At 41.0% G+C, this 25255-nt stretch carries 26 protein-coding genes and 1 riboswitch; of the genes, 24 read left to right on the top strand and 2 right to left on the bottom strand.

Annotated features, from left to right (window positions below):
- The first annotated feature begins 112 nt into the window (after window positions 1-112).
- The 13 genes from MHH26_RS09135 to MHH26_RS09075 all read left to right on the top strand — a co-directional run bounded on the left by MHH26_RS09135 (window position 113) and on the right by MHH26_RS09075 (window position 12465).
- On the top strand, window positions 113-592 hold the full coding sequence (locus tag MHH26_RS09135; RefSeq protein ID WP_034661124.1) for a YpuI family protein: 480 nt from the start codon (window positions 113-115) through the stop codon (window positions 590-592).
- Window positions 593-704: 112 nt separating this feature from the next.
- Complete coding sequence (locus MHH26_RS09130) at window positions 705-1856, top strand: D-alanyl-D-alanine carboxypeptidase family protein (protein ID WP_106039221.1); 1152 nt, start codon at window positions 705-707, stop codon at window positions 1854-1856.
- Complete coding sequence (locus MHH26_RS09125; protein ID WP_334749586.1) at window positions 1844-2431, top strand: nucleoside recognition domain-containing protein; 588 nt, start codon at window positions 1844-1846, stop codon at window positions 2429-2431. The genes MHH26_RS09130 and MHH26_RS09125 overlap by 13 nt, the downstream gene beginning before the upstream one ends.
- A gap of 4 nt (window positions 2432-2435) precedes the next feature.
- Complete coding sequence (locus MHH26_RS09120; RefSeq protein ID WP_003216139.1) at window positions 2436-2972, top strand: spore maturation protein; 537 nt, start codon at window positions 2436-2438, stop codon at window positions 2970-2972.
- A 135-nt stretch (window positions 2973-3107) separates the two neighbouring features.
- Window positions 3108-3842, top strand: coding sequence for a 23S rRNA pseudouridine(2605) synthase RluB (rluB, locus tag MHH26_RS09115; RefSeq protein ID WP_034661122.1), 735 nt, complete (start codon window positions 3108-3110; stop codon window positions 3840-3842).
- A gap of 90 nt (window positions 3843-3932) precedes the next feature.
- Window positions 3933-4463, top strand: coding sequence for a thiol-disulfide oxidoreductase ResA (gene resA / locus MHH26_RS09110; protein WP_340973227.1), 531 nt, complete (start codon window positions 3933-3935; stop codon window positions 4461-4463).
- 1 nt (window position 4464) lies between these two features.
- Window positions 4465-6144 (top strand): cytochrome c biogenesis protein ResB, encoded by a 1680-nt coding sequence (gene resB, locus MHH26_RS09105; RefSeq protein ID WP_060596758.1) that lies wholly within the window; start codon window positions 4465-4467, stop codon window positions 6142-6144.
- Window positions 6128-7306 (top strand): c-type cytochrome biogenesis protein CcsB, encoded by a 1179-nt coding sequence (gene ccsB, locus MHH26_RS09100; protein ID WP_334749582.1) that lies wholly within the window; start codon window positions 6128-6130, stop codon window positions 7304-7306. The genes resB and ccsB overlap by 17 nt, the downstream gene beginning before the upstream one ends.
- A gap of 87 nt (window positions 7307-7393) precedes the next feature.
- Window positions 7394-8116, top strand: coding sequence for a response regulator transcription factor (locus MHH26_RS09095; RefSeq protein WP_003215596.1), 723 nt, complete (start codon window positions 7394-7396; stop codon window positions 8114-8116).
- A complete protein-coding gene (locus MHH26_RS09090; RefSeq protein WP_034661118.1) occupies window positions 8113-9894 on the top strand; it encodes an ATP-binding protein in 1782 nt (593 codons plus the stop codon). Before MHH26_RS09095 ends, MHH26_RS09090 begins: the two co-directional genes overlap by 4 nt.
- A gap of 199 nt (window positions 9895-10093) precedes the next feature.
- Window positions 10094-10702, top strand: coding sequence for an RNA polymerase sigma factor SigX (gene sigX, locus MHH26_RS09085; RefSeq protein WP_034318821.1), 609 nt, complete (start codon window positions 10094-10096; stop codon window positions 10700-10702).
- Entirely contained in the window at window positions 10614-11717 is a 1104-nt protein-coding gene (locus MHH26_RS09080; protein ID WP_334749578.1) for a sigma X negative regulator, read from the top strand. Before sigX ends, MHH26_RS09080 begins: the two co-directional genes overlap by 89 nt.
- Before the next feature lie 100 nt (window positions 11718-11817).
- On the top strand, window positions 11818-12465 hold the full coding sequence (locus MHH26_RS09075) for a M23 family metallopeptidase (protein ID WP_340973224.1): 648 nt from the start codon (window positions 11818-11820) through the stop codon (window positions 12463-12465).
- 35 nt (window positions 12466-12500) lie between these two features.
- Here MHH26_RS09075 and serA read toward each other — a convergent pair whose 3' ends face one another.
- Window positions 12501-14075 carry a phosphoglycerate dehydrogenase gene (gene serA, locus MHH26_RS09070; RefSeq protein WP_095285345.1) on the bottom strand — a complete coding sequence of 525 codons (1575 nt, stop codon included), beginning with the start codon at window positions 14073-14075 and terminating at the stop codon, window positions 12501-12503.
- 287 nt (window positions 14076-14362) lie between these two features.
- Window positions 14363-14494: riboswitch (FMN riboswitch) on the top strand.
- A 144-nt stretch (window positions 14495-14638) separates the two neighbouring features.
- Here serA and MHH26_RS09065 point away from each other — a divergent pair.
- The gene (locus MHH26_RS09065) at window positions 14639-15220 is read left to right on the top strand and encodes an ECF transporter S component (RefSeq protein WP_034661112.1); all 582 of its coding nucleotides are present in this window, start codon (window positions 14639-14641) and stop codon (window positions 15218-15220) included.
- A 34-nt stretch (window positions 15221-15254) separates the two neighbouring features.
- On the opposite strand, the gene MHH26_RS09060 is transcribed toward MHH26_RS09065, so the two are convergent.
- The gene (locus tag MHH26_RS09060; protein WP_003215700.1) at window positions 15255-15503 is read right to left on the bottom strand and encodes a ferredoxin; all 249 of its coding nucleotides are present in this window, start codon (window positions 15501-15503) and stop codon (window positions 15255-15257) included.
- A gap of 266 nt (window positions 15504-15769) precedes the next feature.
- On the opposite strand from MHH26_RS09060, the gene MHH26_RS09055 reads away from it, so the two are divergent.
- The 10 genes from MHH26_RS09055 (at window position 15770) to prsW (ending at window position 25184) form a co-directional block, all read left to right on the top strand.
- The gene (locus tag MHH26_RS09055; protein WP_340973223.1) at window positions 15770-16822 is read left to right on the top strand and encodes a helix-turn-helix domain-containing protein; all 1053 of its coding nucleotides are present in this window, start codon (window positions 15770-15772) and stop codon (window positions 16820-16822) included.
- Window positions 16815-18323, top strand: coding sequence for a RecQ family ATP-dependent DNA helicase (locus MHH26_RS09050; RefSeq protein WP_340973222.1), 1509 nt, complete (start codon window positions 16815-16817; stop codon window positions 18321-18323). The genes MHH26_RS09055 and MHH26_RS09050 overlap by 8 nt, the downstream gene beginning before the upstream one ends.
- Window positions 18320-18961, top strand: coding sequence for a CPBP family intramembrane glutamic endopeptidase (locus MHH26_RS09045; RefSeq protein ID WP_340973221.1), 642 nt, complete (start codon window positions 18320-18322; stop codon window positions 18959-18961). The genes MHH26_RS09050 and MHH26_RS09045 overlap by 4 nt, the downstream gene beginning before the upstream one ends.
- Entirely contained in the window at window positions 18906-19667 is a 762-nt protein-coding gene (locus tag MHH26_RS09040; protein ID WP_307499846.1) for a LysM peptidoglycan-binding domain-containing protein, read from the top strand. The genes MHH26_RS09045 and MHH26_RS09040 overlap by 56 nt, the downstream gene beginning before the upstream one ends.
- A 64-nt stretch (window positions 19668-19731) precedes the next feature.
- Complete coding sequence (locus MHH26_RS09035) at window positions 19732-20184, top strand: DUF2663 family protein (RefSeq protein ID WP_060596753.1); 453 nt, start codon at window positions 19732-19734, stop codon at window positions 20182-20184.
- A gap of 87 nt (window positions 20185-20271) precedes the next feature.
- Entirely contained in the window at window positions 20272-21060 is a 789-nt protein-coding gene (locus MHH26_RS09030; RefSeq protein ID WP_106039278.1) for a metallophosphoesterase, read from the top strand.
- 165 nt (window positions 21061-21225) lie between these two features.
- Window positions 21226-21807: a genetic competence negative regulator gene (locus tag MHH26_RS09025; protein WP_034661102.1), complete on the top strand. Its 582-nt coding sequence runs from the start codon at window positions 21226-21228 to the stop codon at window positions 21805-21807.
- A gap of 195 nt (window positions 21808-22002) precedes the next feature.
- Window positions 22003-23277, top strand: coding sequence for a Glu/Leu/Phe/Val family dehydrogenase (locus MHH26_RS09020; RefSeq protein WP_007500982.1), 1275 nt, complete (start codon window positions 22003-22005; stop codon window positions 23275-23277).
- A 123-nt stretch (window positions 23278-23400) separates the two neighbouring features.
- A complete protein-coding gene (locus tag MHH26_RS09015; RefSeq protein WP_334749567.1) occupies window positions 23401-24372 on the top strand; it encodes a YpdA family putative bacillithiol disulfide reductase in 972 nt (323 codons plus the stop codon).
- A 155-nt stretch (window positions 24373-24527) separates the two neighbouring features.
- Window positions 24528-25184: a glutamic-type intramembrane protease PrsW gene (gene prsW / locus MHH26_RS09010; protein ID WP_034661098.1), complete on the top strand. Its 657-nt coding sequence runs from the start codon at window positions 24528-24530 to the stop codon at window positions 25182-25184.
- The last annotated feature ends 71 nt before the right edge of the window (window positions 25185-25255 follow it).

Here is a 25255-nt window from a genome sequence, read left to right as displayed (position 1 = left end):
TCAAAAGAATGAAAAATGTATGATAAAATATAAAAAAGATTTTAGGTCTAACATCTATTGATGTCAGATAAAATGGTAATAAAGCCATGAGGGGAAGGTAAACACGAAACAAATGGCACATATGAATGTAAAGGCTCAAGTTGATCAAGCAGGCGTCTTTTTATCAAAGGTTGCAACTGAAATGAATGGTTTTCTGAACGAAGCTACCTTATCAAGCATGAAACGATTAAACCCTGAAGCGGAAGCCTATTATTGTGACATATTGAGTACATTACGGAAGCTTGCAGTGTACAGCGAGGATGCAGCGGCAGTTTGCAGGAAAATAAGCCAGCAGCAGACATTCCCGCAGCAAGCCGCGCAGCAGACGCTTCACCGTATTTATCATCAATGTATTGAAGAATTTTTTACGCCGAAAAAGGATACATGGTATGAAGACAGCCGTTCCGCGTATACAGGAAAGGGCAGCATTGTTTTCCACCATGAAGTATCCGCTGATATGAAACGATTATTTTCTTCATTAGAAAACGATTTTTTAGCGATGAGAGAAGAGCTAGAATATACGACATCTCATCAGCAAATGAAAATGGTATAGCAAGAGGAAAAAGTGTCTCTACATATAGAGACGCTTTTTTTTATGGACGAGGCATCATAACTTTTTCAGGCGCGCATACACTTGTACAAAACGGACAAGGACGTGAATGAACATGCCCTATTTAAAAATTGGAACAGCAGTCCTTCTTCTATTTACACTCTTACTGCCTTTTTCCTCACATGCCAAAGCAGACATATCATTATCTGTGAGTGCAAGAAGCGCCATTTTAATAGATGGACAGTCAGGCAGAGTCCTATTTGGAAAGGACGAGCATGAAAAAAGGAGAATCGCCAGTATTACGAAAATTATGACGGCGGTATTAGCCATTGAATCAGGAAAAATGAAAGACACCGTCAAGGTATCAAAACGCGCGATTCAAGCAGAGGGCTCATCGCTCTATTTAAAAGAAGGGCAGAAGGTGAGTTTAGAAGACTTAACGTACGGGCTTATGCTGCGTTCTGGAAATGATGCAGCTGTTGCCATTGCAGAGCATGTGGGCGGTAGCTTAGAAGGATTTATTTTTATGATGAATCAAAAAGCGTCTGAACTAGGAATGGAGAATACAAATTTTCAAAATCCGCATGGACTCGATGATCATAAACATCATTATTCATCAGCCTATGACATGGCCATTTTAACAAAATATGCCATGGAACATAAACAATATCAAAAAATTGCGGGCACGACTTTCTATAAAGCGAAAACGATGGAAGGCTATTGGAAAAATAAAAACAAGCTCCTCACTGGTTTATATCAATATTCAACTGGGGGGAAAACGGGATATACGAAGCTTGCAAAACGCACACTTGTCTCTACAGCTGCAAAAGGGGATGCGGCGCTGATCGCTGTGACCATTAATGCCCCAGATGACTGGAAGGATCATATCTCTATGTTTGAATATGCATTTGATCACTATAAAACGTACGTACTTGCTGAAAAAGGAAGACTCGCTTCGTTAAAAGGAACCTTTTACGAAAAAAAAGCATTTATCAAGCGTGATGTGGACTATTTTTTAAATGAAGATGAGAAAAAGCTAGTGGAAATTGAAACGGAAATGCTTACGCCTCAAAAGAAGTGGGAAAAAAACGCCGAAGCCATCCCGGATGTTGTAGGGAAAATGACATTTTTATTAGATGGCCAGGTGATCGAGCAAGTGCCGATTTTTTATGAAAATAAACGAAATCGAATGCCTCAAAAAAGCTTTCAAGAAATGTTTAAGTCTGTCTTTCAGACATCTATAGGCGGATTTTCATGGTCAATCTAATTTGGGTATTCCTCACTGTCATCGGTCTTGTGTATGCGATGTTCAACGGAACGATGGAGGAAGTAAACGAAGCTGTATTTAAGGGCTCAAAAGAAGCAGTTACCATTTCAATTGGTCTGATTAGTGTCCTCGTTTTTTGGCTCGGACTGATGAAGATTGCAGAAGAGGCAGGTTTGTTAAATTTCTTTAGTAAATTGTGCCGTCCCTTTATTTCAAAGCTATTTCCGGATATTCCGCCTAACCATCCCGCAATGGGATATATTTTGTCCAACCTTATGGCGAATTTCTTTGGTCTCGGGAATGCCGCAACACCGCTTGGGATTAAGGCAATGGAGCAGATGAAAGCATTAAACGAGGGGGAAAATGAAGCAAGCCGGTCCATGATTACATTTTTAGCGGTCAACACATCCTCTATCACACTTGTGCCAACAACCGTCATTGCGATTAGAATGACCTATGGTGCAGATCAGCCAACAGACATTGTAGGCCCAACCATTTTGGCAACACTCATTTCAGGAATCGGTGCAATTCTCATTGATCGCTATTTCCACTATCGCAGAAGCAGGCGGGGGTGATCTCGTGTCATTTATTAACTGGCTGTCACTTGCTTTGATCCCACTGATCATCGCAGGAATTTTAATTGCAGGAACCATTAAAAAGGTACCGACCTATGAAACATTTGTCGAGGGCGGGAAAGAGGGCATTCAAATTGCCTTTTCAATCATTCCTTATTTAGTCGGTATGCTTGTAGCCATTACGATATTCCGTGCGTCTGGTGCGCTTGACTTTGTCATGGGACTGTTAAAACCCGTGTTTACAGCGATCGGCTTCCCGGCAGAAGTGGTGCCGCTTGCGTTTATTCGTCCGATATCTGGCACGGCCGCACTCGGGATGACATCAGACCTCATTGCGACATATGGACCAGATTCTTTTATCGGACAGCTCGCAGCTGTCATGCAAGGGTCAACAGATACCACCCTATACATTTTAACGGTCTATTTTGGAGCAGTCGGTATTAAAAAGATGGGGGATGCGCTGAAAGTAGGACTGTTAGCGGACCTCATTGGAATCATTGCATCTGTCATCATCGTCAGTTTGTTATTTAGCGGCGCCTAATGAGGCGCTTTTTTGTATTTCGTGGATGGAAAATCGCTTTTTAGCTGAAATTAGACAGACGAATCGCTTATTTTTCCACGAATGCTTGTTTGTTTTAAGTCAAGCAAGTAAGATAGTACATGAGGTGAAAGACAAATGGAACGTTTACAGAAAGTAATTGCACATGCCGGCGTCGCTTCTAGACGAAAGGCAGAAGAATTAATTAAAGAAGGACGAGTTACCGTTAATGGCCAAACAGTGACAGAGCTCGGAGTAAAAGTGGGCTCTTCAGATAAAATTGAAGTCAACGGATTAAAGCTTGAAAGAGAAGAACCGGTTTACTTTATGCTTTATAAACCGCGCGGCGTCATTTCAGCTGCTGAGGATGATAAAGGACGTAAGGTCGTCACAGATTTCTTTGATGACGTCCCGCAGCGCCTTTATCCAATCGGCCGCTTAGATTATGATACGAGCGGTTTGATTTTAATTACAAATGACGGGGAATTTGCCCATAAGCTCATGCATCCGAAATATGAAATTGATAAAACGTATGCAGCGAAGCTAAAAGGCATCCCATCAAAGGAATTGCTTAGAAAGCTAGAAAAAGGGATCATGTTAGATCATAAAAAGACAGCACGTGCTCGTGCCAAAATGCTTTCTATCGATAAACGAAAGCAGACATCTATCGTTCAATTAACCATTCATGAAGGCAGAAACAGACAAGTGCGCCGCATGTTTGAAGCGATCGGTCATGATGTGTTAAAGCTAAAAAGAGAGCAATATGCGTTCCTTCATATTGAAGGCATGAGACCGGGAGACCGCAGAGAATTGTCTCCGCATGAAGTCAAGCGCCTAAGAGCGATTGCAGATCATGGGAAAAGCGCTTTTTAATTTTCACATAAACTTCAAAAAATGAAGAAGCATCAAAAGAAGGAGAATGCTATAATTTACCTGAATGTCTATGGGGAAGGGGTACTTCAGATGAAGAAAAGACGGTTTTTCATACGGACGGGCATTCTCCTCGTGATGCTTGCTGCACTTTGTTATACGATGTATAACTCAGTATTTGCCAAACAGGATCAAGTCAAAGAAGGATCTATTGCGCCAAACTTTGTCCTTCAATCAGTGGATGGGGAACGGATTGAATTAAAGGAATTAAAAGGCAAAGGCGTCTTCCTTAATTTTTGGGGGACCTGGTGTGGTCCGTGTAAACAAGAATTTCCTTACATGGCAAATCAATATGAAGTATTCAAGGATCGCGGTGTGGAAATTGTTGCAATCAATGTTGGGGAATCCAATATTGCCGTGAAAAATTTTATGGAAACCTATGGCGTGAATTTTCCTGTTGCGATGGACAAAGATCGTCAAGTGACAGAGGCATATGATATTACGCCGCTGCCAACCACATTTTTAATTAATCCTGAAGGCAAGGTAATCAAAGTCATAAAGGGAACCATGACAGAACGTAATGTCTATGAATATATGAATTTGATTAAACCAAAGGGGTCATAGAATGAAAGAGGTAAAGTGCGAGTGTGGACATATTAATCCAATCGGTACTGTTTTATGTGAATCATGCGGGAATCCAATTGCAGCTATAGAGAAAAACTCTTCAAAGCTGCTTGATATGAGATATGACGGCAGTGCAAGACGCTCGCAAACATACAACAAAACGATTGTGGATAAAGTATGGAACTTTTTTTCTTCCGTTAAAGTGGGTGTGTGGCTGATTGTTATTACACTGCTTGCTTCCTCACTAGGAACCATTTTTCCGCAGGAGCGGTTTATTCCGCCAGGTGCATCTGCTTCCACCTATTATGAAGAGCAATATGGGTCGTTTGGTAAGCTGTATTACATACTTGGATTCCATGATCTTTATAATTCTTGGTGGTTTTTAGCTTTAGTCGCATCAATCGGAATCTCCCTTGTCATTTGCAGTCTCGACCGGGTCATTCCTCTTTATCGGGCACTTAAAAACCAAGGGGTTATCAAAAAAGAAGGCTTTATGAGAAGACAGCGTCTGTTCAGTGAAACAGACAAAACGTTAGATCAGCATACATATGAAGGCATCATAAGAGCAATGAAACAAAAGCGTTACCGCGTGCGAGAAGAAAACGGACATATTTTAGCTGAAAAAGGCCGCTTTTCACGCTGGGGGCCTTACGTCAATCACATTGGATTAATCATCTTTCTCATTGGATCGATGCTCCGGTTTGTCCCAGGCATGTACGTGGATGAAACGCTGTGGGTCAGAGAAGGTGAAACTGCTCCAATTCCAGGCACAGATGGTCAATATTTTTTGAAAAATAATGCGTTTTCAATTGACCGCTATGAAACTGGAAATGAAAAAGAAGTGTTTGAGAATGCGATTGAAAGAGCTGGCGACGGTCAAGTGGTGAAAAGTTATAAAACCGATGCCACTTTATACAAACGTGAAGGGGAAGTTGTTTTTGGTGAAAAGCCCAAGCTGAAGCAGGTAACAGAACACGATATCAAAGTGAACGAACCGCTCAAGTTTGATCATTTCTCATTATATCAAGTGGATTTTAAACAAAATGAACTCGATCAAATGGTCTTTCAGCTGATTCGTAAAGATACAGAAAAATCTTTCGGAACAGTGAAGATTAATCTGCTGGAGCCTAAGTCAGAATATGATCTTGGTAGCGGTTACAAAGTCAAAGTGATGAGCTATCTCCCTGATTTTTATTTTGACGATGATGGAACGCCGAGTACGAAAACAAGAAATCCAAATAATCCTGCTTTCGTGTTTGAAATGATTTCTCCTGAAAAGCCTAAAGGTGAAAAAAGCTTTGTGGCGATTCAAGAGACAGTAGAAGGCTCTGATAACAACATATATAAAATGAAGTTTGATCGAGTGGAAACGAAAAACGTCACGGGATTGACGGTTAGAAAAGATTTAACTCTCGGGGTGCTCATCGTAGGCGGGATTATCTTCATGATTGGTGTCGTGCAGGGGATGTATTGGCAGCATAGAAGAATTTGGCTGTCTGCAAAGGATGGAAAAGTATTTGTGGCAGGACACACAAACAAAAACTGGTTCGGCTTAAAGTCTGATCTCAACGTGTTACTAAGTGACAGTGGCATCAAACAGCCAGTTGATCAAAAAGAACTGCCTGATACAACAAGTATCAGCAAAAGCAAGGGGGAAGGATTAGATGGCAGCAGTCAGTGAAAACCTGTTATTTGCAGCTTTTCTATTGTATTTAGCGGCAGTTCCTTTTTTTGGTGGTGCCATTAAAGGAAAAAAGCAAGTTGATGGACCGCGCAGGAATAAGGCAGCACTTATCGGCATTACGCTCACCATCATCGGTTTTTTAAGCCAATTTGGCTATTTTATTTCAAGGTGGATGGCGTCTGGTCATGCACCAGTCAGTAATTTGTTTGAATTCACAACCGCTTTTGGCATGATGCTTGTGCTCGCATTCATCATTTTATATTTTGTGTATCAAGTGTCTGTACTTGGTTTATTTACACTTCCAATTGCTTTATTGATTATTGCCTATGCAAGTATGTTCCCATCTGATATATCACCGCTGATTCCTTCACTACAAAGTAATTGGCTTTATATTCACGTGACAACAGCAGCACTAGGGCAAGCCATTTTAGCGATCAGCTTTGTGGCAGGTGTCATCTTCTTATTAAAGCATGTCGATCAAACAAAGCCAGGGAAGAAGACATTTGGTTTAGAGCTCGTCATGTTTATGATTGTCGTCACACTTGCATTTATCGCTGTCACGTCCATCTTTAGAATGACAGGATACGAGGCGAAATTTAATTGGGTCGATAAAAATAAAGAGGAAAGTGTGATGGTCTATGAGCTGCCAGCTCTAGTTGGACCTCATAAAGGAGAGCTTGTGACGCAAGATCGTTTGGAACCATTTGTTGATTTGCCGCCTGTTTTTTCAGGAAGAAAGGTCAATACGGTGTTATGGTCATTCGGCACGGGGCTGATCTTGTATGGACTGATTCGGTTGGTCATTCGCAAACGACTCAGCGCTCTGCTTCAACCGCTTGTGAAGCAGGTGAACCTAGATTTAGTCGATGAAATTGGATACAGGGCTGTTTCCATTGGTTTCCCTGTATTTGCGTTAGGCGGGCTGATTTTTGCAATGATCTGGGCGCAAATTGCCTGGACTCGGTTCTGGGGCTGGGACCCGAAGGAAGTATGGGCATTGATTACGTTTCTCTTTTATGCAGCCTACCTTCACCTTCGCTTATCCAGGGGCTGGCATGGCGAAAAGTCCGCTTGGCTAGCTGTCATCGGATTCGCCATCATTATGTTTAATCTCATCTTTGTCAATCTTGTGATTGCAGGGCTTCATTCTTACGCTTAATCACATGAAAAAGGCCAACTTTTTATGAATCGATTTGGCTTTTTGTTAAAATGAATGTAACAACGGAGAAAGCAGGAGGATTGTCTAATGGAACACACAACTCAAACGAAAATATTAGTCGTAGATGATGAGGCAAGAATTCGCCGCCTTTTAAAAATGTACTTAGAACGTGAAAATTATGAAATCGATGAAGCAGAAAATGGAGATGAGGCGATTCAAAAAGGACTCCAAACAGATTATGACCTCATTTTACTCGATTTAATGATGCCTGGGACAGATGGAATCGAAGTGTGTAATCAAATTCGAGACAAAAAAGCGACTCCAATCATTATGCTGACGGCAAAAGGAGAAGAAGCCAACCGCGTCCAAGGGTTTGAGGCAGGAACGGATGACTATATCGTAAAACCTTTTAGCCCGCGTGAAGTTGTTTTACGTGTAAAGGCATTGCTCAGAAGATCTTCTCAAACGTCTTATCTCAATACTGGGACAACAACAAAAGATGTACTTGTGTTTTCTCATCTTTCAATTGACCACGATGCGCATAGAGTGACGGCTGATGGCAAAGAAGTCAGTCTCACGCCGAAGGAATATGAGCTTTTATATTTCCTTGCGAAAACACCGGATAAGGTTTATGACAGAGAGAAGCTGTTAAAAGAAGTATGGCAGTATGAATTCTTTGGAGACTTGAGAACAGTCGATACCCACGTCAAACGACTTCGCGAAAAGCTGAATAAAGTGTCACCAGAAGCTGCGAAAAAAATCGTGACGGTATGGGGTGTCGGGTACAAATTTGAGGTCGGCGCTGAATGAAACTGTGGAAAAGTGTCGTTGGAAAGCTATGGTTAACCATTCTCTTCCTCGTCCTGATCGTTTTATCTATTTTAACCGTGCTTCTTTTAGAGTTCATTGAGAATTACCATGTAGAAGAAGCAAAGTCAGATTTAACGCAAATGGCAAACAAAGTAGCGGTCATTTTAGAAAGCCACGAGGATCAATCTCTCGCAAGGTCGATTACATCAGAGCTTGCTGACAAATTGACGAGTATTGCGATTATACAAGAGGATGGGCTAGAGTGGTATTCGTCTGAAAAAGACGGGAAGCTTCCTGCGATTACAAAGAAACAAATTGAAGCGGACAGTGATTTAAATCAAGCACTAAAAGATCGTAAAAAAATCAGTAAACGTGCAGAACCAAATGCAGGCAATCAGAAAGATGAACGAATTGTCGTCGGTGTACCATTTGAGGCAAACGGAAAAAAAGGCATGGTCTTTCTTTCTCAATCATTACTCGCTGTAGAACAAACAACGAAACATACGACGCGTTATATCTTCCTAGCAGCCGGAATTGCCATTATTCTGACCACTATCTTCGCTTTCTTCTTATCAACACGTGTCACCTATCCTCTCAGAAAGATGAGAGAGGGGGCACAGGATCTGGCGAAAGGGAAATTTGATACCAAGATTCCTATATTAACGCAAGACGAAATTGGAGAACTGGCCATCGCCTTTAATCAAATGGGCAAGCAGCTTAAATTCCATATCACAGCCTTAAATCAAGAAAAAGAACATTTGTCCAACATTTTAAGCAGTATGGCTGATGGTGTCATCACCATCAATATTGATGGAACGATTCTCATGACGAATCCTCCTGCAGAACGATTCTTGCAGGCATGGTATTACGAGCAAAATATGAAGATCAAAGATGGAGATGAACTGCCACCAGAAGCGCGAGAACTGTTTCATACAGCCGTCAGCACAGAAAAAGAGCAAATGATCGAAGTCACGCTGCAAGGACGTACCTGGGTTCTTCTCATGACCCCGCTTTATAATCAGCAGGATGTCAGGGGAGCAGTTGCGGTCCTTCGTGATATGACAGAGGAACGAAGACTTGATAAGCTGAGAAAAGACTTCATTGCCAATGTCAGTCATGAACTTCGTACACCAATTGCCATGCTGCAAGGGTATAGTGAGGCGATTGTAGATGATATTGCAGGCTCAGAAGAGGAAAAGAAAGAGATTGCGCAAATTATCTACGACGAATCACTTCGAATGGGACGTCTTGTGAATGACCTTCTAGATCTAGCGAGAATGGAAGCGGGCCATATTACACTTAATCTTGAATCGACAGATACAGAAGAGCTGACCGAGAAGATTTACCGCAAGTTTCTCGGTATTGCGAAAGAAAAACAAGTTGATCTCACATATGACATTCAAGTGGATGAACCGCACTTTGTACTCGATCCGGATAAGATTGAGCAGGTGTTTACGAATCTCATTGATAACGCCATTCGTCATACACCAGAGGGCGGAGAGGTTCACTTCTCGGTTCAATCGGTGGAAAGCGGTCTGAAAATGGATGTAAAAGATTCGGGAAGCGGAATCCCGGAAGAGGATCTGCCATTTATTTTCGAACGTTTCTATAAAGCGGATAAGGCAAGAACAAGAGGGCGTTCTGGTACTGGGCTTGGTCTTGCGATTGTGAAGAACATCGTAGAGGCGCATCAAGGCTCCATTCATGCACATAGCAAAGCGGGTACAGGTACACACTTTACCTTTTATATTCCGAGAAAAAAGCAGGAACTCGTCTAATCCTGACGAAGAATCTTGTTACATGAGAAACACTTCTTTTCTAAAAAAAGAAGTGTTTTTTTATTTTCATATTTTTAAGGAGAAGTTAAACAAAAAGCCCTTCCCAAATTGTCGAACTTGTAATATATTTGTCATAAAGTTGTAATGTAACGTTTTGTAAGAGTCAATCGACAAAAATAAGTGAACGGAGGGGTTTCCTATGCATGAAACCTTTCAAAAAATATATGATTCGTACCATCAAGATTTGTACCAGTTTTTATTTTATATGGTTAAAGATAAAAATCAGGCAGAGGATCTCGTTCAGGAGGTTTACATCCGGGTACTTCACTCATATAAAACTTTTGAAGGAAGAAGCAGCGAGAAAACTTGGCTGTTTTCAATTGCAAGGCATGTGGCGATTGATTGGTTTCGCAAACAGCAAACCATTAGACAACGGGTACTCGGCACGTTTGATTGGGATAAGCAGGATGTAAAGGACCCAGACTTGCTCCCAGACGAACTAGCTGTACAGGATGAAAATGTAAAAGAAATCTATGCCGCACTTGATCATTGCACAATCGATCAACGAGCTGTCATCATTTTAAGATTTATCCAGGGCTACTCAATCATGGAGACGGCAAAGGCGCTAAAGTTCTCGGAAAGCAAAGTCAAAACAACGCAGCACCGAGGCCTGAAAGTGCTCCGAAAACATATGGAGCTTTTGAAGGAGGAGCTAGTGAATGAAAACGAACAGGTCCGATTGGAGCGAAGAACGAATCAAGGTGTTACTAAGTCAGCTTCCAAAGGTGGAGGACAACCGTTCATCTAAGCAGATATACCAGCAGATGCTGATGGCAAGCGGGCAGAAAAAGAAAAGTGCCAAATGGATCGGTCCAGCGGTCGCAACCGTTGTGGTTTTATTTATGGCGTTTTTGATTTCTCCTCATTTATTTCAGCCGGCTGCTCAAGATCATCATAAGCAAGTGGAAACAAGTGCTGACAAAAGTCAGGTGAACGCCACATTAGAGGCGGTCAAACAGACTGATGGGCCCTCACACGTTGTTTCTCGTAAGCAGCAGCAAAAGTATATGACCATTGCATACATAGATGAATCAACCTCTCAGGTAGTTCCAATTAGCATTGAAAAAGAGGATAAGTATGATCATTTGCAGGAAATGATGAACACATATGAGCAGGTGCAGCTGCCTGAAATGACAAAACCTCTTCAATCTTATATTGATATGGTAGATCTTCGAGAAAAAGGAGATACACTCATCTTTCAGTTAAAAAATGATTTGTCCCTCGATACGTTAAAAGAAGCCAACCGGTTTAAAGATATGGTAAAAGAAACGCTAAAATGGAGTAAGTATAAGCAGGTACAGGTCAAGACATCCAAAGGTTCTCAACTTCAATTAGGAGCAAATGGCCGCATTGGAACAATGTCGATTGAGAAACAAACAAAGCACGCTTATTATGTTTTAGACAACAAAAGCGGGACTTTTTTAGTGCCTTCAAAAACCCATTATCCTTCGTATGAAGATGCGGTAGAGGCCATGAAGCGGACAAGTGATGCCGGACTTGATCCATTAATTAAAGATGAATCGATTAAAGAAGTGACGACTAAAGGAAAACATGTGACTATCACGTTTGGAGCATCAGCGCAATTATCGGACTCAAATGATCATATTCTACTCATTGAAGGTCTGCTGCTCTCAGCGAAAGATTTTGGTTTTACAGAGGTCACCATTCAACAGGCGGGGGCAGATCAAGTTGGTCCATATGAATTAGAAGAACCCATAGAGGTGCCGGCTCTGCCGAATCCAGTTGTTATAAGAGACCGTTAAAGGACGCAAGAAATTGCGTTCTTTTTTGATGTATAGAAAATAGCTTCCTTGCTGTATACTAAGCTGTCATAAAAAGAACCTCAAAGAAGGGGAGTCACTGATGAAAAGGTATTGCTTCATATGTGCCAGCTGTTTTTTGCTGTTGATTTTTTCGCCTTTTGCTCATGCACAGAAAACAAGCGAATGGGTGGAGCCGATAAAAGGAGAAGTCACGGATTTGTTTGGGACAAGAGGTGGCTCGCACAAGGGATTAGATATAGCTGCGCCTGAAGGAGAATCCATATTTGCTGCAAGTGAAGGTGTGGTCTCGCGTTCGTATGTATCTGCTACATATGGAGAGGTTGTGTTTATCCAGCATCCAAATGGATATGAAACCGTCTATGCTCATTTACACGAGCGTTTTGTTAAAAAGCATGACCATGTAGAAGCAGGACAGCCGATCGGCATTATCGGCAACACAGGGGCTTCTAGAGGCACTCATTTGCATTTTGAGGTGCACAAGGGTAATTGGTCAGTCAGTAAAGAAGATGCGGTAGATCCACTCACAATCATTGCGATGGATCGTTTCCAAGAGCCGGCTCTTCATGTAAACGGGCATGAAAACAATACATATCTCATTAAACAAGGAGATACCCTTTGGTCGATTGCAAAGGCGCACGAGATGACTGTGGAACAATTGAAAAAAATCAATGAGCTTACTACTCATCTCATCCGAACGGGAGACCGTTTAATGATTTCAACAAAATAAACCTCATGCAAATGCATGAGGTTTAACATTATTTTTTATAGGTCGATCAGACGGACAGAAAGTATATCTTGCACTTCGGTTAATTCTTTGACAATTTCGTCCTCAAGATGTTTGTCGAAAGAAAGCATCATGATGGCTTCGCCGCCTTTTTCTTTACGTCCTACTTGCATTGTCGCAATGTTGACATCATGGTCGCCTAATATTTGTCCAACCTTTCCAATCACACCAGGGGCATCAGTATGCTGGATGTAGACAAGGTGTCCATCTGGATAAAAATCAATATTAAATCCATTAATGGAAACAACGCGTTCTCCTAAATGCGGGATGTAGGTTGCTTTTAGAGTAAAGGTTGAAAGGTCACCTTTGACTTCAATAGAAATGCTGTTTTCGTAACCAGATTCGCTGGAAGAAATTTTTTCACTAAAGCTAATGCCGCGTTCTTTTGCCACCATCCCAGCATTTACTTCATTTACAGTCGAATCGACGCGTTCTTTTAAAAAGCCTGACAGGAGACTTTTTGTAATAAAGGAGGTTTCGAGTTTTGAAATAGAGCCTTCGTAAGAGATGCTTACTTCTTTTACAGGCTCTCTCATTGATTGAGAGACAAGACGTCCGAGCTTTCCTGCAAACTGATGATAAGGCTGAATCTTTTTGAACTCGTCTTTTGTCATCGCTGGTAGATTAATAGATGACATGACAGGAAGTCCTTTTGCAAATTGAAGTACTTCTTCAGAAACTTGCGCCGCTACATTTAATTGTGCTTCCTTTGTCGATGCGCCAAGATGCGGAGTCGCAATGACGAGCGGATGGTCTACAAGCGGATTATCAGTAGGAGGTTCTACCTCAAATACATCGAGTGCAGCTCCTGCAACATGGCCGCTTTCAAGCGCTTCAAGAAGGTCACCCTCGTCAATAATACCGCCGCGCGCACAGTTCACTAGGCGAACGCCTTTTTTCGTTTTTGCAATTGTTTCTTTATTGAGAAGCCCTCTTGTTTCTTTTGTTAATGGGGTATGTACAGTGATAATATCTGATACTTCGAGTACTTCATCAAGTGATTTGGCATTGACACCAATTTTTTCTGCACGTTCCTTTGTGAGAAATGGGTCAAATACGTTGACTGTCATGCCAAATGCTCTTGCACGCTGAGCGATTTCGCTTCCGATTCTGCCAAGTCCAACAATCCCAAGAGATTTTCCATAAAGCTCAGCACCAACATATGCGCCTCTGTTCCATTCTTTTGATTTCACAGAAATATTGGCTTGTGGAATATGACGCATTAGCGAAGAGATCATGGCAAATGTATGCTCAGCTGTGGAGATCGTATTACCGTTTGGTGCATTGATGACAATGACGCCATGCTTGGTCGCTTCATCAATATCAATATTGTCTACTCCCACACCGGCACGGCCGACAATTTTTAATGAAGACATTTTTTCATAAAGCTCTTTGGTCACTTTCGTAGCACTTCTGACAAGTAAGGCATCAAATGTGTGTAATTCATCTTCTGCTTCAGTTACATTTTTTTGGACAATTTCAACAAAATCTGATTCTAAAAGTGGTAAAAGACCATCATTGCTCATCTTATCTGAGACTAATACTCGAAACATCGTAAGATTTCCTCCTAAAATAAACGTCATAAATATCTGATAATTTACCATATTCCTTTTCACTGTGTCAATCAAATTAAAGCAGTAAAGCGAAAAAGAAAACACGAACATTTATTGGTATCTTTATAAAGAATGGACACCTTTAAACAAAAGATAACCAATTTTTGCGCATTTGTCATTATAATTTTTAAGTTTTTTACGATTTCTTAAAACTGATGAAATTGCTCAGGATTTTTATCTGTACAAATGCTCATATATCATATATAATGATGTCGAATTGAATAATGATCAATCTTCGGGGCAGGGTGCAATTCCCTACCGGCGGTGATGAGCATAGTCTCTAAGCCCGCGAGCCTTTTTTGGCAGGATTCGGTGTGATTCCGAAGCCGACAGTATAGTCTGGATGGGAGAAGATGGAGGTTCGTAAACGTTGAAAACATGGTTTTTCACACGTTTATTTGTCTAGCCAAAATTCCCCGCTCCTGTTTTCATGAGCGGTTTTTTTGCGGCTGAAATTGAACAATCCTCTTTTCGAAAGATTTGATCGAAAAGGAGAGAGAATATTGAATCAAAGTAAAGTAAAACGTTTAGTCGTCACCAGTATGCTCAGCAGTATTTCGTTCGTGTTAATTTTATTGGACTTCCCTTTCCCAGGGCTTCCAGCGTATTTGAAAATTGATTTCAGTGATATACCAGCGATTATTGCGATTTTAATTTATGGGCCGGGTGCAGGAATTGCCGTTGAGGCATTAAAAAATGTTCTGCATTATCTCATTCAAGGCAGTATGTCTGGTGTTCCAGTTGGGCAAGTCGCGAACTTCATTGCAGGCACATTATTCATCTTACCAGTCGCCTTTATGTTCAAAAAAATTAAATCAGCAAAAGGGATGGCATGGTCAATGATCATCGGTACATTACTGATGACTGTGATGATGAGCATTTTAAATTACTTCTTATTTCTGCCAGCTTACACATGGTTTTTAAACGCACCTGAACTATCTGATCATGCGCTCAAGACGACCATTACAGCAGGGATCTTACCTTTTAACTTTATTAAAGGAATGATCATTACCATCGTGTTTAGCTTCATTTTTGTGAAAATGCGTCCATGGTTTGAAAATAAACGCCGACTTCAAAATAGTTAATATAAAAAAAGCCCCTGCATAAGGGGCTTTTATACTATTCATGCTTAAGTGGGTCACCCTCGAAAGATTCGTCCGCAACTTTGATTGAGTCAGTTGGACATCCTTCAAATGCATCAAGCATATCTTCTTCAAGTACTTCTGGAACTTCTACAGTCCCTTGGTTGTCGTCAAGCGTAACAAATGCAATGCCTTCATCATCATAATCATAAATGTCTGGAGCAGCTGCACCGCATGCGCCGCAAGCAATACATGTGTCTTTGTCTACAATTGTATATTTTGCCATGTTAAAAAATACCTCCCAGATAGTTCGATGGAACACATGGTTTAACCTTTTTAGTTTCACCGATAAAAAACAATTTCCTCAAACCTTATTGTAATGATTTTAAATTCACATTTCAACTGTAAAGTGATTGAGAATGCTTATCACATAAGGGTTTGTTCATAACTTTCCCCCATAAATTGAGTTTAAACATTTCTTCTTGTATGAAATCTGTTAAAATAAAGGGAGAAAATATTCGAATTTTGTCAGGAAGACAGGTGCTTTGATGAATGACTCTTCATTATTTGGATGTCATGTTAATGGACAGCGTATATAAATTGAACGGCGAACGCTCCATTAGTGCTGTCTACCATCTTTTTAAAGGAAAAAAATCATCACAAACCATACAGGATGCCAGCTTGTTTGAGCTTTCCAGGTACTTCGGCTGTTACCCGGGGTTTACGAGGGATCAGCTGAATCGTTCTGCTTTAAAGCTTGAAGAGAAGCACTACATTAGAAAAAACGATGAGACATTCAGCATCACTGAAGCAGGGCAGCGAATGCTAAACCAGCATTTTTCTGAAAAACCGATGCCCGCTTATTTTCATGGTGCCAAATATCACGATAAAGCAAAGATGCTATGGATGAGGCTCTCTTTACTTGTACAAGTGCTTTCTCACTATATGGCTGGATCGCATCAATATGTTCCAATACAAAGAGATGTCTCGGTTCAAAGCTGGACGAAATCTTTCTTGAAACAGCATCAGCAGAAAAGCAAGCTTTCAGAAGATCTGCATCATGAACTAGAAAAGCTCCTTGTTTGTTTAAGCGATCAAGAGGCACTGATTTTTGTTTATTCATTGACCTCAAATGAACGAATCGGGCGTACGTATCAGCAAATGGCGGAGTGGATGAAAGAAGATGTGTGGTATGTGTACCTGCTTTTTTGGAATGTACTCCATTATTTTATTCAATCTGCCCAAAAAGGTGAGGCACCGATTTTGCAGCAGCTCGTAGGTGACCTTGAATTCAAACGCGTGTTAACAACTTCTACCCATAAAACACTTGAGCTTGTCCAAAAAGGATTTGATATTGAACAGATTGCTCACATTCGTTCACTAAAAAAGGCAACGATCGAAGATCATATCGTGGAGCTGTCGATACATGAGCCAAGCTTTTCAATAGATCCGTATGTGAGTATAGAAGAGCAGCGGGCGATCCTTACTGTAGCCAGGGAGCTTCAAACAAATAAAATGAAGCTGATTAAAGAAAAACTCGAGCTTCCATTTACTTATTTTCAAATACGATTGGCACTGACAAGGATGGTGAAAGCAAATGGATAAGCTTCATCAGACGCTCATGCGATACTTTGGCCACGACACTTTTAAAGTGGGTCAAGAGGACATAATTCAAAGTGTACTGCATCAAAAAGATACGGTTGCCATGCTGCCTACTGGCGGAGGGAAGTCACTTTGCTATCAAATTCCTGGCTATATGACAGAAGGATTAGTTCTGATTATTTCGCCTCTTTTATCGCTTATGGAGGATCAAGTCGAACGAATGAAAATGCGCGGAGAAAAACGAGTGGCGGCGCTTAACAGCACATTGTCTTTTCAGGAGAGACGACATATCATTCGGCATTTGCCATCATATAAATTTTTATTCGTCGCACCTGAGGCATTAATGTCAGAAGTGCTGCTAGAACAGCTCAAGTCGATGCATATTGGTCTGTTTGTCGTCGATGAAGCGCATTGTATATCAGAATGGGGGCATGATTTCCGTCCTGAATATTCAAAGCTGGGAGAATGGAGAGAAGCGTTAGGTCATCCTGTGGCTTTAGCTCTTACAGCAACAGCAACGAAACAAACGCTAAAAGATACAGTGCAAACGCTAAGATTACAGCATCCAGAATTTCATATTCATTCCGTCAACCGCCCGAACATTGCCTTCGTCAAAGAAGCGCACGAATCGAAAGAAGCAAAAGAGAAACGGGCCATTGAGCTTGCGGACTTCCTGCAAGGACCAGGTCTTATTTATTGCCCGACCCGGCAAATGACAGAAGAGCTTGCACTCTGGATGAAACAAAAAACCAATCAGCGTGTTGAGTTTTATCATGGCGGAATGGATGCAGGAGACCGTATGCTCATTCAGCAGCAATTTATCAGCGGTCAGCTTGATCTCATTTGCTGCACGAGTGCTTTTGGCATGGGAATTGATAAAGCGGATATCCGATTTGTCATTCATATGAGCCCGCCGCAATCGATTGAAGCATTTATGCAAGAGATTGGAAGAGCGGGAAGGGATGAGAAAAACAGTGTGAGCATTCTTTTATATACAGAAGAGGATGCAGATATTCAGCAACACTTGATCCAAGCAGAAGGCTTTGACGATCCAGAAATTGATTTCTTCTTAGCCCAGCTCACACAAATGCAGACAAATGATGAAAAAAAATTACGTGAACGATTAATGGAAACAGGGCTTCAGGAGACCCGTGCAAGAATGCTGACGCATTATTACAAGATGCATGAGTCCGAACAGCGCCCGGCAATCCTCATGAATCTAAAAGAAAAATTGCAGGACAGACAAACAGAAAAGCTGAGAAAAGTGTGGCAATTTAAAGAGCGGATCATGGGTCATGACTGCTTTAGACAATCTCTGTTATCATACTTTCACGAACAGCTTAATCAAACAGAGCACGCGTCCTCTGATCATTGCTGCTCTTCTTGCGGACTTGACCTGTCTGATTATGAAAAAAAAGATCAATCATTGGAGCTGAATGAAATGAAACACTGGAAGACCGTGCTGGATCGTATGTTTCATCTGACAAAAGAGGCGCAGCATTGATTGAACAACATCGTCGAATCATTGAAAAATTAACCGATCGACAAGTCATAGAACAGCTGTATTTCACGCAGCTCCTCATGCTTATCGTTTCTTTTTTACTAGGCATATTTATGTTCGATCAATGGACGGATTTTACAGCCCTTTGGCAGATTCATGATATGCGCATTCTGACATATGGAATTGGCGGTGCTTTGCTCGTCATTATTGTAGATGCAATTGTAATGAAGGTGTTTCCCGCTCATATGTATGATGATGGCGGTTTAAATGAAAAGATGTTCAAAAACCGAAGCATCCCGCATATTGTTTGGTTAGCACTTCTCATCGCCTTTTCAGAGGAAATACTATTTCGCGGAATCGTTCAACAGCAATTTGGGCTGGAGATTGCCAGCATCGTGTTTGCGCTTCTTCACTTTCGCTATTTATCAAAAATACTCTTGTTTATCCTCGTGGTTTCCATTAGTATTTTTTTAGGACTTTTATACGAGTGGACGGGGAATTTATTTGTTCCTGTTATGACTCATTTTGTCATTGACTTAGTCTTTGCTTGTCAAATTCGTTTGAAATATAAGGGGAGGGATGAACATGGAAGAAATGTCGAGAATGCAGAGAAAGAAGGAGCAGCTGACAAACAACCATGACGACGATGTAGAGGAAATTCTTGAAGAAAAAGTACATCCTTCTGATGACTCTCACTTTCCTACACGAGAAGACTTTCATGAATATAAGAAGCAGCGCACGAAAAAAGTGCGCAATCCTTTGTTTACGACATTGGCTATTATCTTTCCTATCATCGTCATCACTGTTTTCTTTCTATTGATCTATTACACATCAAAGGAAATCAACGATAATAACAATCAAGGTGTATACATCGATAAAACCTCAAGTGCTGACACAGACCCAGTTCCGTCAGCGCTTGTCGAAACAAAAAATGACGCTAGCGATGATAAAGCGGATGCGTCTGATGAAGTGAAGAAAAAGAAAGATGAAGAAAAAGAAAAGCAGCGATCAAAAGAAAAAGCAGAGCAGAAGAAAAAAGAAAAAGCCGCTAAAGAGAAAGAAGAGCGTGAAAAAGCCGCAGCTGCGAAAAAGCGTGAACAGCAGCAGCTCGCACTGCAAAAACAACAAGAAGAGAAAAAACGAAAAGAAGCCGAAGAGAAAAAGAAGCAGGAAGAAAAGCCGGTTCGTGTCGTACAGCACACTGTGGGCCCAGAGGAAAACCTGTATCGAATCTCGATGAAATATTACAAAAACCGATCGGGTGAAGAGAAAATTAAAGCCTATAATCATTTAAATGGGAACAGTGTATACAGTGGTCAAGTACTCAACATTCCACTGGAAAACTAATTACCTGACATGATCGAATGAAAAAGCACATACATATGTAGAAAAAAGGGACAGGGTGTATGTGATGACATTGCACGTAATCAGCCGCTATATGGATCAGCCGACACAGAAAATGATGGAAACGTTGATCAAAAGAAAGCACAAATATGAGGGCTTTGCTAAGCAGTGCAAAAGATGGCAATGGACAGCCCTATTGTCGCTGGCGATTCTTTTGTTTTATTTTGTAATAACGGCAAATAAGGGAGGCTCTCTTCAGCCGGAAGCGATGATTGCAACACTGCTTGGTCATGAGATCTTTCTATTTTGGATAATGGCTGAGGTGTTTGCTTTTTACGCATCTTATTACTATAAGAAAAAAGAGGAAAAGGCTGAGGATGAATATCATCGGCTTAGATGTGAGATTATACAAAAAAGCACAGACTTATGGCCGCAATCAGACCAGTGGAAAGAGCGTGAAGCGGTTTTTCACTATATGCAGAAGCAATATGACATTAATCTCTATTATGAAAGTAAATAAATGTGTAAAAAGACGTTTTAATAGTTGAAACGTCTTTTTTCATTCAAGCGTCTTATGAACGAAACAAATGCAAGGGAGCCATTTATGATGAAATATGCCATCGGATTTACTGCCGCCATTGCGGCTGTTACAACAGGTGTGTGTGTAACGGCAAAAATGGTGAAAACGGCAAAACAAAACAACATCAAAAAGCATTACTTTACAATAGAGGCACTTCAATCAGATCGACCAGCAGTGATTTTCTTTATTTCTGATACACACCGGCGTCTTATTAGTGACTCATTATTAGCAGAAGTCACACAAGAAGAACCAGATGTCATTATGGTAGGCGGGGACTTAGCAGAAAAAGGTGTACCCTACGCCAGGATTGAAGAAAATGTGAAACGTTTATCAAGAATTGCGCCCGTTTATTTTGTTTGGGGAAATAATGATCATGAGCTGCACCAACAAAAGTTTAAAGAGATACTTCATGCATATGATGTCACGACTCTGCAAAATGAAACGGCTGTGTGGGATTTCGAAGGCCAGCCAATCAAAGTTGGAGGTATCGATGATATTCGGCTTGAAAAGGCGGATTATGAAGCGATACGGCCTGAGTTTGTGAAAGATGAGGTGAATATTCTCTTATCACACAACCCAGATGTACATCATTTGATGAGTGATGAAGAGGGAATCGACCTTGTTCTGAGCGGTCATACGCATGGAGGTCAGATCCGAATCGGGAAATTTGGTCCGTATGAAAAAGGAAGAACAGGTCAGGTCAAAGGCGCGTTTTTTCTCATTAGTAATGGCTATGGAACAACAAAGATTCCAATGCGTCTCGGGGCAGAACCAGAAACCCATCTGATCTATTTAATGCCTGTAAAAACGCGATGACTGGCTGCACCCTCAATATTTTCCATAAAAGTCACCGTAAGCATAGCTTCATGCTTGTCTTCCGTCTTGACACAGTGTAAACTGAATACAAAATTAAGAACCTATGACTCATCATCTCATATACTACAGTATGATGTGTGTTTAGAAGAGGCAGGAGGGAACGTTATGCGACTGGAGCGTCTGAATTATAATAAAATCAAAATTTTTCTCACACTAGATGACCTGACAGACCGGGGTCTTACGAAAGAAGACCTTTGGAAAGATTCGTTCAAAGTCCATCAGCTGTTTAAAGATATGATGAACGAGGCGAATCAGGAGCTCGGTTTTGAAGCGAGTGGACCGATTGCTGTTGAAGTATTTTCTCTTCAGGCGCAGGGGATGGTCGTCATTGTCACAAAGAGTCAGCAGGAAGATGCTGATGATGATGAGTTTGATGAAGATTACATTGAGATGCAAGTCAAGCTCGACGAGAGTAATCATGTGCTCTATCAATTTGCCTCGTTTGAAGATGTGATTCAACTGTCCCATAGTTTAAGTCGTATTGGACTTTTAGGGGGTACAGTTTACCATTATGAAGGTCAATATTTTCTCAGCCTAGATGATTTTGAAGAACTGTCTGCTGATACAGTCATTTCCATTTTAGCGGAGTTTGGTTCTCCTACGACATTAACGATTCATCGGCTAAAAGAATATGGAAAAGTGATCATGCAAGATGATGCAGTGAAAACGATTCAAATGTATTTTTAATCACTTTTTTCTATTATATTTAATACTGTTGTGATGAAACAACAGTATTTTTTATATCCTTTTTTATATTTATAAACACTGATATTTTATTTTGATAAAAAACGTTTTTTACCTTTGCTTTACCAGTACGAAGGTGTATACTATTGCTTGAAAGGGAGCAGTAGATCATGAAAGATTTCTAGGGGGTTTATTTTAATGGCAGCCGATCAAAACGCCGCTCATAACGCAGAAGATAAGCTAGATGTTTTAAAGTCAACTCAAACCGTCATACATAAAGCGCTAGACAAATTAGGGTATCCGCAAGAAGTGTATGAATTGCTGAAGGAGCCAATTCGTCTATTAACGGTCAAAATTCCAGTACGGATGGATGATGGATCAGTGAAAATTTTCACTGGTTACCGCGCACAGCACAATGATGCTGTCGGACCGACAAAAGGCGGCATTCGTTTCCACCCAAACGTTACTGAAAAAGAAGTAAAAGCGCTTTCAATTTGGATGAGTTTAAAATGTGGTATTGTGGATCTTCCTTATGGCGGAGGAAAAGGCGGTATTATCTGTGATCCAAGAGAAATGTCATTTAGAGAGCTTGAAAAACTAAGCCGCGGCTATGTTCGCGCAATCAGTCAAATCGTTGGTCCAACAAAAGATGTACCAGCACCAGATGTGTTTACAAACTCTCAAATTATGGCATGGATGATGGACGAATATTCTAGAATTGATGAATTTAACTCGCCAGGATTTATTACAGGAAAACCAATTGTTCTTGGAGGGTCACACGGACGTGATACTGCAACAGCAAAAGGTGTGACGATCTGCATCAAAGAAGCGGCGAAGAAAAAAGGAATTGACATCAACGGGGCTCGTGTTGTCGTACAGGGATTCGGAAATGCAGGAAGCTACTTGGCTAAATTCATGTATGATGCCGGAGCAAAAATCGTAGGGATTTCAGATGCTTATGGCGGATTATACGATGAAGATGGTCTTGATATTGACTACTTGCTAGACCGGCGTGACAGCTTTGGAACCGTGACTAAATTATTTAACGATACCATTACAAACCAAGAGCTGCTTGAGCTTGATTGTGATATCTTAGTACCTGCAGCCATTGAGAACCAAATCACTGAAGATAACGCGGCAAACATTAAAGCCAAAATTGTCGTAGAAGCAGCAAATGGTCCAACGACACTTGAAGGAACAAAAATTCTTTCAGATCGTGGAGTACTGCTTGTCCCAGACGTACTTGCGAGTGCGGGTGGTGTAACGGTTTCTTACTTTGAATGGGTGCAGAATAACCAAGGGTTCTACTGGACTGAAGAGGAAGTCGAAACTCGTTTAGAAGATATGATGGTGAAATCATTTAATAATATTTATGAAATGGCGCAAAACCGCCGCATCGATATGCGTCTTGCTGCATATATGGTCGGCGTACGTAAAATGGCTGAAGCTTCTCGATTCAGAGGCTGGATTTAAGCGGCTTATTTGCATCGCGCCCAAAAATCTCCTATCCTTAAATAGGAGATTTTTTTATGGAATAAAACAAATCATCAAACAGCTAGCAATTGTTATTGTATTGAAACGACAGGAGTGGAACAAATGAAACAAGAAAAAGCGATCATAATAGGAGGCGGCCCGTGCGGGCTATCAGCGGCCATCGCATTCCAGCAAATCGGTATTGATGCACTTGTCATTGAAAAGGGGAATGTCGTTAACAGTATTTATCATTACCCAACACATCAAACCTTTTTCAGTACAAGTGAAAAGCTTGAGATTGGTGATGTCGCTTTTATTACTGAAAATCGCAAGCCCGTTCGTATCCAGGCGCTTTCTTATTACCGAGAAGTAGTCAAACGAAAAAGCCTGCGTGTGCATGCCTTTGAAAAAGTAACCGCTGTGACGAAAAAAGATGGCTGTTTTACCGTGAGCACATCAAAAGACGACTATTCATGTGATTATGTCGTGATTGCTACTGGGTACTATGATCATCCAAACTATATGAACGTAAAAGGAGAAGACCTTCCTCATGTGTATCATTATTTTAAAGAAGGACACCCTTACTTTGATAAAGATGTGACGGTGATCGGCGGGAAAAACTCAAGTGTCGATGCAGCGCTAGAACTTGTGAAATGCGGAAGCAGAGTCACTGTGCTGTATCGAGGAACTGAATATTCGTCTAGCATCAAACCTTGGATTTTACCAGAGTTTGAAGCGCTTGTGCGGAATGGAACCATCCGAATGGAGTTTGGAGCGCAGGTGAAGGAAATCACAGAAGAAGAGGTGATTTTTACAAACCAGCAAGATCAAACGGAGCGAGTGAAAAGTGATTATGTTTTTGCCATGACAGGCTATCATCCAGATCATTCTTTCTTAGAAAAAATGGGTGTGACAATTGATCAAGAATCAGGCCGTCCAGCATTTGATGAACAGACGATGGAGACAAACGTAGAAGGTATTTTCATTGCAGGAGTCATTGCAGCTGGAAATAATGCCAATGAAATTTTCATTGAAAATGGAAGGTTTCATGGGGGGCTTATTGCAGAAGAAATCAACAAAAGAATGAACGGATAAAAAAAGAACTGGATCCTTACAAGGGATTCGGTTCTTTTTGATATAAAATGGGATTATATAGAAGAATATTTTCATAAAAATGGGCTCGAGTCATATAAAAAAAGGGTAAATCATGGTACGATAATGAAGGATAATGTAGGGAAAGAGGTCTGGTTATGATCGCAATCATCTCAGCAGGTTTAGCTCCCGGCATCGCACTTTTAAGTTATTTTTATTTGAAAGATCAGTACGACAATGAGCCGGTTCACATGGTCATCAGATCTTTTATGCTAGGTGTCATACTTGTGTTTCCAACCATGTTTATTCAATATGTCCTTCAAGAGGAAAATATCGCAACGAACCCTATCTTGATTTCATTTGTGACGTCGGGCTTTTTAGAGGAATCATTAAAATGGTTTATTTTAATGGTCAGCGTCTATGCGCATGCCCAGTTTGACGAACACTATGATGGTATTGTGTATGGAACAAGTGTCTCACTTGGTTTTGCAACATTAGAAAATATTCTTTACTTGGTCGGGCATGGGGTTGAATATGCGTTCACCCGTGCTTTATTACCCGTCTCAAGTCACGCTTTATTCGGTGTTGTGATGGGGTTTTATATCGGGAAAGCCCGTTTCTCTGCAAAAAAAGAGCAAGTGAAATGGTTGATCCTATCTTTAACGCTCCCAGTACTTTTTCACGGCTTATATGATTTTATTCTTCTTGGCATGAGAAATTGGGGATATATTATGCTGCCATTCATGATTTTTTTATGGTGGTTTGGCCTGCGGAAAGCAAAAAAGGCCCGTTCAGTGAAAATGGTGCAAATTTAATGTGGAAAACGTCCTATCAGTTGATAGGGCGTTTTTTTTGTCTTTTCATCCAATTCACTCCTGTGATGAAT

It is taken from the genome of Bacillus sp. FSL K6-2839 (genome assembly GCF_038003365.1).
In the GTDB taxonomy this organism is placed as follows: Bacteria; Bacillota; Bacilli; order Bacillales; family Bacillaceae; genus Bacillus.
The sequence above is the reverse complement of the archived record's forward strand: the minus strand, read 5'-3'. Positions and strand labels throughout refer to the sequence as shown.